The 7465-nt window shown below is 68.7% G+C and carries 7 protein-coding genes and 1 riboswitch; of the genes, 3 read left to right on the top strand and 4 right to left on the bottom strand.

Annotation, left to right across the window (positions count from 1 at the left end):
• Nucleotides 1-29: 29 nt before the first annotated feature.
• The 3 genes from ACWDTP_RS35970 to nucS all read right to left on the bottom strand — a co-directional run bounded on the left by ACWDTP_RS35970 (nt 30) and on the right by nucS (nt 2334).
• The gene (locus ACWDTP_RS35970; RefSeq protein ID WP_450027990.1) at nt 30-1097 is read right to left on the bottom strand and encodes a FecCD family ABC transporter permease; all 1068 of its coding nucleotides are present in this window, start codon (nt 1095-1097) and stop codon (nt 30-32) included.
• 47 nt (nt 1098-1144) lie between these two features.
• Nucleotides 1145-1325, bottom strand: a riboswitch (cobalamin riboswitch).
• A 32-nt stretch (nt 1326-1357) separates the two neighbouring features.
• A complete protein-coding gene (locus ACWDTP_RS35965) occupies nt 1358-1648 on the bottom strand; it encodes a hypothetical protein (protein ID WP_450027989.1) in 291 nt (96 codons plus the stop codon).
• Entirely contained in the window at nt 1648-2334 is a 687-nt protein-coding gene (gene nucS, locus ACWDTP_RS35960; RefSeq protein ID WP_450027988.1) for an endonuclease NucS, read from the bottom strand. The genes ACWDTP_RS35965 and nucS overlap by 1 nt, the downstream gene beginning before the upstream one ends.
• Before the next feature lie 46 nt (nt 2335-2380).
• Between nucS and ACWDTP_RS35955 the strand changes: the two genes are divergently transcribed.
• On the top strand, nt 2381-3988 hold the full coding sequence (locus tag ACWDTP_RS35955; RefSeq protein WP_450027987.1) for an adenylate/guanylate cyclase domain-containing protein: 1608 nt from the start codon (nt 2381-2383) through the stop codon (nt 3986-3988).
• Here ACWDTP_RS35955 and glsA read toward each other — a convergent pair.
• Nucleotides 3985-5268 (bottom strand): glutaminase A, encoded by a 1284-nt coding sequence (glsA, locus tag ACWDTP_RS35950; RefSeq protein WP_450027986.1) that lies wholly within the window; start codon nt 5266-5268, stop codon nt 3985-3987. The two genes, ACWDTP_RS35955 and glsA, sit on opposite strands and share 4 nt — an antisense overlap.
• A gap of 95 nt (nt 5269-5363) precedes the next feature.
• Here glsA and ACWDTP_RS35945 point away from each other — a divergent pair, with 95 nt between their 5' ends.
• Together ACWDTP_RS35945 and ACWDTP_RS35940 are read left to right on the top strand one after the other, a co-directional pair.
• A complete protein-coding gene (locus tag ACWDTP_RS35945) occupies nt 5364-6875 on the top strand; it encodes a DNA-3-methyladenine glycosylase 2 family protein (protein ID WP_450027985.1) in 1512 nt (503 codons plus the stop codon).
• Nucleotides 6872-7381, top strand: coding sequence for a methylated-DNA--[protein]-cysteine S-methyltransferase (locus ACWDTP_RS35940; RefSeq protein ID WP_450027984.1), 510 nt, complete (start codon nt 6872-6874; stop codon nt 7379-7381). Before ACWDTP_RS35945 ends, ACWDTP_RS35940 begins: the two co-directional genes overlap by 4 nt.
• Nucleotides 7382-7465: the final 84 nt, after the last annotated feature.

Raw genomic sequence — 7465 nt, 5'->3', positions numbered from 1 at the left:
CACGGTCCCGGACATCATCGGTGCCGCACTCATGTGCTGTTGCCGAACTCGTAGCGTCGGCGCCCCATCAGGAACAGGAACACGGGTGCGCCGATGAGGCCGGTCACGATGCCCAGGGGCATCTCCCGCGGCGCCGCCATCTCCCGAGAGATCACGTCGACCCACACCAGGAAGAGCGCCCCGCCGCAGACCGCGACCGGCAGCATCGCGCGATGCGTGGCGCCCACCACCAGCCGCGCAGCGTGCGGCACGATCAGCCCGACGAACCCGATCCCGCCCGAGACGGCGACCAGCACGCCGACGAGCACCGCCTGGATCAGGAACAGTGCATTGCGCAGGGCCCGCACCGGCACACCGAGGGACGTGGCGGTATCGGTGCCTGCCGCGTAGGCGTCGAGCCACGAATGGATCAGCAGCGCCCCGATCAGGGCGATCAGCACAACCGCACCGGCCACCGGCACCTTCGCCCACGTCGCTCCGGCCACGCTGCCGAGCAACCAGAACATCACACTTTCGGCGGCGTGCGGATCACCGGCGGTGAACACCAGCAGCGACGACAACGCCATGAACGCCGAGGAGAGCACCACGCCCGACAAGATCAGCCGAAGAGCCGTGAGCCCGCCCTGCGCGCGGGCCACCGTGTACACGGCGAGCGTCGCCGACAGCGCGCCGATCAGCGCCCCTCCGGACAGGGCCCACAGCCCCAGCCCCGAGAGGGCGCCGAGGGTCATGACCGCCGTCGCGCCCACCGCCGCCCCGGCCGAGACGCCGAGCAGATAGGGCTCCGCCAACGGATTCCGCACGAGTGCCTGCATCAGGGCTCCGGCGAGCGCCAGGCCCGCGCCCACGATCGCCGCCAGCACCGAACGCGGTAGGCGCAGATCCCAGATGATGACGTCGTATCCCGATTCGATCACGGTGCCGGTGAACCGGCCCGCCACGGTGCGCCAGACGTCGCCGAGCGGAATGTCCTCGGCGCCGAAGGCGACCGAGACCACGATGCTCACCAGTGTGAGGACCGCGAGCACCGCGGTCAGGGCGACGACCGGAACACGTCGAACGACCGAGAAAGACGCCTTGGCGGTGCGCTGGATCAGCAAGCCTTGCCTCGATATGCCGGGGTACCTAAGCGCGAGATACACGGTGGACACAACCGAAAACGGCAGGTATTCGGACTCGGGAGCCGACGAATTCCACGCCTGCCCGGAGGTGCTCCGGGTCGGTGGTGAATCCGTCTCCCATACCGCTGCGCGTCAGTCCCGGATTCCCACCGGGTTCCCTGACATCCGCGATGCACGGATGTGACCGTTCTCAGCGCCGAGGCTACCTCATGCCCAGCAGGGACGAGAGGACCCGCCTACGACCATCTGCGCGTCGGGCCGCGATTGGCCCGGTTCGCCCAGCACGGCGTGTGCCAGTGCCTGCGGTCCTCGATATCGCCGAAATCCACCGGGAGCACCACGACATGGGCTGTGCCCGGACGGATCTCGTGATCGCATCCGGGGCAGCGATAGCTCTTGACGGCCCTCGCGGCGGCGACCTGACGCACCTCGTAATCGTGACCGTCGGGGCCGGTTTCGACCCGGCGTGCCGACAGCGACGGCGGCAGCGGCGGCGGCCGCCAGGGTGGCCCGCGCCGACGCGACATCAGAACAGCCGGTACTCGTCGCTGTCCATACCGCGCATCTGGTCGTAATCCAAAGTGACGCAGCGGATTCCGCGATCAGTAGCGAGTGTGCGGGCCTGCGGCTTGATCTGCTGGGCGGCGAACACCCCGGTCACCGGGGCCAGAACGGTGTCACGGTTGAGCAGCTCAAGGTAGCGGGTCAGCTGTTCGACACCGTCGATCTCGCCGCGGCGCTTGATCTCGACGGCCACCGAGCCGCCGAGTTCGTCGCGGCACATCAGGTCCACCGGACCGATCGCGGTCGGATACTCGCGGCGCACCAACGTGTATCCGGTACCCAGCAGTTCGACATGTTCGGCCAGCAGGGCCTGCAGGTGCGCCTCCACACCGTCCTTGACCAGGCCGGGATCGACACCGAGCTCATGGCTGGAGTCGTGCTCAACATCCTCGACGGTGATCCGCAGCTGCTCACCGGCCTTGTTCTCGACCACCCAGCGGACCGCACCCGTCGCGTCCTGGTCACCGACATCCTCCTCGACGACCCAACACGGCGGGCTCATCCAGTTCAGCGGCTTGTAGGCACGATCGTCGGCGTGCACGCTGACCGAGCCGTCGGCTTTGAACAGCAGCAGCCGACGGGCCGACGGCAGGTGGGCGGTCAGCCGCCCTACGTAGTCGACGGTGCACTGGGCTATGACGAGGCGCACCCGATCCACCTTAAGGGCATCGCGAACGAACTAGGCTGGCGCCACAATGAACGCCGATAATTCGGTCGCGCGGCGGCTGGGCCGGGTGTTGGAGACCGTCACCAGGCAGAGCAGCCGACTCCCGTCCACCGCGCCGGAGTACGGCTCGTGGCTGCTCGGCCGGGTTTCGGAGAGCCAGCGTCGCCGCCGGATCCGGATCCAGATCATCCTCACGACATTCGTCGTCGTCGCCAACCTGCTGGGCATCGGTGTCGCGACCCTTGTCGTGATGGTGGCGTTTCCGACACCCAGCGTCTTCGAGCCGGAGGTCCGCTGGATCACCTTCGCGGCGGTACCCGCCTACATCACCGCCGCACTGGTGATCGGCGTGTTCTGGGCGACCCGGCGGGTGATCAGGAACGTGCGCTGGGCCATCGCCGAGCGCACGCCCACCAAGGAGGACCAGCGCAACACCTTCCTCGCCCCATGGCGGATGACCCGGGTGTTGTTGGTCCTGTGGGGCATCGGCGCGATCGTGCTGACCACCCTCTACGCGTTCGCCGACCCCAACTACATCCCGAAGTGGCTGCTGGGAGTGAGCTTTCCCGGCATCGTGGTCTCGGCCAGTTGCTACCTGTTTACCGAGTTCGCCCTGCGCCCGGTGGCCGCCCAGGCTCTGGAGGCCGGCCGCCCGCCGCGGCGGATGGCCGAGGGAATCATGGGCCGCACCATGCTGGTCTGGGCCCTCGGTTCCGGTGTGCCGGTGCTCGGCATCTTCCTGGCGGCGTTGCTCACGCTGATCCTGCGCAACGTCACCCCCACCCAGTTCGCGGTCGCCGTGATGATTCTCGCGTTGTTCGCGCTCATCTTCGGATTCATCCTGATGTGGATTCTGGCCTGGCTCACCGTGACGCCGGTGCGGGTGGTGCGCGCGGCGCTCAACCGGGTCGAAGAGGGCGACTTCCACACCAACCTGGTGGTCTTCGACGGCACCGAACTCGGCCAGCTGCAACGCGGTTTCAACTCGATGGTGCGCGGGCTGCGGGAACGCGAGCGGGTCCGCGACCTGTTCGGCCGCCACGTCGGCCGCGAGGTGGCGGCACTGGCCGAACAGCAACGCCCCCGGCTCGGAGGCGAAGAACACCATGCCGCAGTGATTTTCGTGGACATCATCGGATCCACCCAGTTGGTCGCCGGCCGACCGGCGACCGAGGTGGTGGAACTGCTGAACCGCTTCTTCGCCGTCATCGTCGAGGAGGTCGACCGCCATCACGGGCTGGTCAACAAGTTCGAGGGCGACGCGGTGCTCGCGGTGTTCGGCGCGCCGGTGCGGCTGAGCGATCCCGAGGGCGAGGCGCTGGCGGCCGCGAGAACCATCGTGCGCCGGTTGGGCACCGAGATGCCGGAACTGGACGCGGGCCTCGGCGTGGCCGCCGGTCAGGTGGTCGCGGGCAATGTCGGTGCCAGGGAGCGCTTCGAATACACCGTGATCGGCGGACCGGTCAACGAGGCGGCCCGGCTGTGTGAGTACGCCAAATCGGTCCCCGGCTATCTGGTGGCGTCCTCGGACACCGTCGCGGGGGCTACCGAAACAGAAAGTGCCCATTGGGTATTGGGTGATACGGTGACGTTGCGCGGGCTCAGCGAACCGACCCGGCTTGCGGTGCCTGCCTAGTCCGGGCGGGGCTGTCTGGCCGCGTCGACCGCCTCGTCCACGCTGCCGAACACCACCGCGTCGTACTCGCCGCGTCGCGACACCGGCACCACCCGGCCGTCGGGATCGACCAGGTAGCTCTCCCGGCCCGCGGCGGTCAGACCGGCCCGCATCCCGGTCAGCATCCGGCGCGCCGCATCGTCGATGTCGTCGACCCGGCTCACCTCAAGAATCGCCACCTGGTACCGGTCCATCTGATGCGCGACGGTCCGCAGCACCTGCTCGGCACCCGCGAACAGCAGATCGCCCTGGACTTCGTACACCCGGACACCGGAACCGGCGTCGTAGACGGCCCGCAGGGTCGACGAGGATTCCCGGCCCACGGACAGGAAGTGCAGCCCGAGCTGTGCGGAGAGGCTGCGGCACACCTCGACACCGCGCACACTGTTGCCCCTGGTGTCCAGCGGCGGCGAGTAGACACCGATTCCGAGTTGCCCGGGCAGCACCGCGAGAATGCCGCCGCCCACCCCGCTCTTGGCGGGCAGGCCTACGGCGCTGACCCAGTCGCCCGTGGCGTCGTACATACCGCAGGTCACCATGACACTCAGGGTCCGCCGCACCACCTGGGCGTCGGTGACCCGCCTGCCGGTCAACGGGTTGAACCCGCCCCTGGCCAACGTGGCGGCCATCCGGGCGAGGTCGGTGCTGGTGACCCTGATCGAGCACTGCCGGACGTACACGTCGAGCGCCCCGTCCGGATCGCCCTGGAGCGCGCCGAAGCTCCGCAGCATGTAGGCGATGGCCCGGTTGCGGTCCCCGGTCGCCATCTCGGAGGCGTACACACCCAGATCGACCTCGAGGCGGCGCCCGGCGCAGGCCGAATAGAACTCGTGGATCCGGTTGAACCGCTCGTCGGGCGTGTCGCCGGGGATCAGCGAGACGGCCGTGATCGCGCCGGCGTTGATCATCGCGTTCTTCGGCGTCTTGGTGGACTCGTCCACGCTGATCTCGTTGAATGCCTCGCCGGAGGGCTCGACCCCGATGGATGCGTCGACCGCCCTGGTCCCGATCTGATCGAGCGCCAACGCGTAGGTGAACGGTTTGGAGATCGACTGGATGGTGAATTGCACTGCGGCGTCGCCGGATTCATACACATAGCCGTCCGAGGCCGACAGGCTCAGACCGAACCCGTCGGGGTCGACGTGGGCGAGCTCGGGGATGTAGTCGGCCGGTTTGCCGCCCCGCAACCCGGCGTGCTCGGTGCGGATCTGATCCAGATAGTGCTGTACCAGGTCGACCACGGGGTGCAGTGTAGCCGCGTCCGCCCCTGCGCCGGCCGGACGACCATGTCGGTTTTCCGCCAGAGGTGTCGGTGCCATCGTGTAATCGTTGATTCGTGCACGACGATTCCGAACGCTGCTACCGGGCCGTCCAGTCCAAGGACGCCCGGTTCGACGGCTGGTTCGTCACGGCCGTGCTCACCACCGGGATCTACTGCAGGCCGAGCTGCCCGGTCCGGGCGCCGTTCGCCCGCAATGTGCGGTTCTACCCGACCGCGGCCGCCGCGCAGGGCGCCGGGTTCCGCGCCTGTAAACGCTGCAGGCCGGACGCCTCGCCGGGATCCCCGGAGTGGAACGTCCGCGGCGATGTGGTCGCCAGATGTATGCGGCTGATCGCCGATGGCACGGTCGACCGCGAGGGGGTGACCGGGTTGGCGGCGCGGGTCGGGTACACGACGCGGCAGCTGCAACGGATCATGCAGGCGGAGCTGGGCGCCAATCCGCTCGCACTGGCCAGGGCGCAACGCACCCAGACCGCCCGGGTGCTGATCGAGACCACCGAATTGCCGTTCGGCGATGTCGCTTTCGCGGCCGGCTTCGCTTCGATCCGGCAGTTCAACGACACGGTGCGGGCGGTCTGCGATCTGACCCCCACCGAGCTGCGTCGTCGCGCCCGGACCCGGTTCGCCCGCGATCACACCTCCTCCGGCGCATTGTCGCTACGGCTCCCGGTGCGGACCCCGTTCGCCTTCGAGGGGTTGTTCGGGCACCTGGCCGCCAGCGCCGTTCCCGGGGTCGAGGAGGTGCGCGGGGACCGTTTCCGGCGCACTCTGCGGCTGCCGAACGGCCAGGGCATCGTGAGCCTGAGCCCGCGGCCCGACCATGTCCGGTGCGAGCTGGTGCTCGACGACTTCCGCGACCTCTCGGCGGCGATCGCGCGGTGCCGACGGCTGCTCGATCTCGACGCCGACCCCGAGGCCATTATCGACGCGCTGAGCGCCGACCCCGACCTGCGCGCCGTGGTGGCCAAGGCGCCGGGGCAACGCATCCCGAGGAGCGTCGACGAGGCCGAGTTGGCGCTGCGCGTCGTGATCGGCCAGCAGGTGTCGATCAAGGCGGCCAGCACCCACGTCGCCCGCCTGGTGGCTGCGTACGGGATCCCGGTCCGCGATGAGGGCGGCGGCCTGACCCACGTGTTTCCCGGGGTGGCCGAGCTCGGCGATATCGACCCGGCGCACCTGGCGATGCCGCAGTCCCGGAAACGGACGGTCACCGGATTGGTCCGGGCGTTGGCCTGCGGCGACGTGATACTCGACCCGGGCTGCGACCGGGACCTGGCGCGCACCCAGCTGCTGGCCCTGCCCGGCATCGGGCCGTGGACCGCCGAGGTGGTCGCCCTGCGGGGGCTGGGCGATCCCGATGCGTTCCCGAGCGGCGACCTGGGCGTGCGGTTGGCCGCCGAGCAACTCGGACTGCCCGCCGAGCCGGCGGCGCTGACCAGACACAGCGCCCGATGGCGTCCCTGGCGGGCATACGCGACCCAGCACCTGTGGACGACGCTCGATCATGCCGTGAACGACTGGCCGCCGAACGCGCACCAACCGGACAAGCACCAGGAGAGAACATGACGACGAATACGGCCGGCTTGCGGTCCCGCACCATCGACAGCCCGGTCGGGCCGCTCACCTTGGCCGGACGCGACGGCAGGCTGATGCATCTGCGGATGGTCGATCAGACCTATGAACCCAGCCATGCCGGCTGGGAGCCCGACGACACCGCGTTCCCCGATGTGGTGGAGCAGTTAGCCGGGTACTTCGCCGGCGAACGCACCGACTTCGATCTGGAGCTCGAGCTGGTCGGGACGACGTTTCAGCGGCGGGTGTGGGAGGTGCTGCGGACGATCCCGTACGGGCAGACCTGCGCCTACGGTGATATCGCGCGTGAGATCGGGTCGCCCGGCGCATTTCGCGCCGTGGGTTTGGCCAATGGTCATAATCCCGTCGGCATCATCGTGCCGTGCCATCGGGTGATCGGCGCCAACGGAAGCCTGACCGGATATGGCGGCGGTCTCGAACGTAAACGGGCACTGCTCGATCTAGAAAAGAGCCGGACGATGCCGGCCCTTTTCGATTAGGAAGCCACGCACGAAATGGCCCGCCGATTCCGGTGATTTTGTTGTGGAAATGCCTGAGCCCCCCAATGGGTATTGGGGGGCTCA

It is taken from the genome of Mycobacterium sp. NPDC003449, from assembly GCF_053588415.1.
Note: the sequence above shows the minus strand (reverse complement) of the source record. Positions and strands in the feature narration are given on the sequence as shown.

What these genes read in the sequence shown, in the direction of transcription:
- ACWDTP_RS35940 (WP_450027984.1), top strand. Translation starts at nt 6,872, where the DNA reads ATGACGACGAATACGGCCGGCTTGCGGTCCCGCACCATCGACAGCCCG.
- ACWDTP_RS35965 (WP_450027989.1), bottom strand. Translation starts at nt 1,648, where the DNA reads ATGTCGCGTCGGCGCGGGCCACCCTGGCGGCCGCCGCCGCTGCCGCCG.
- ACWDTP_RS35955 (WP_450027987.1), top strand. Translation starts at nt 2,381, where the DNA reads ATGAACGCCGATAATTCGGTCGCGCGGCGGCTGGGCCGGGTGTTGGAG.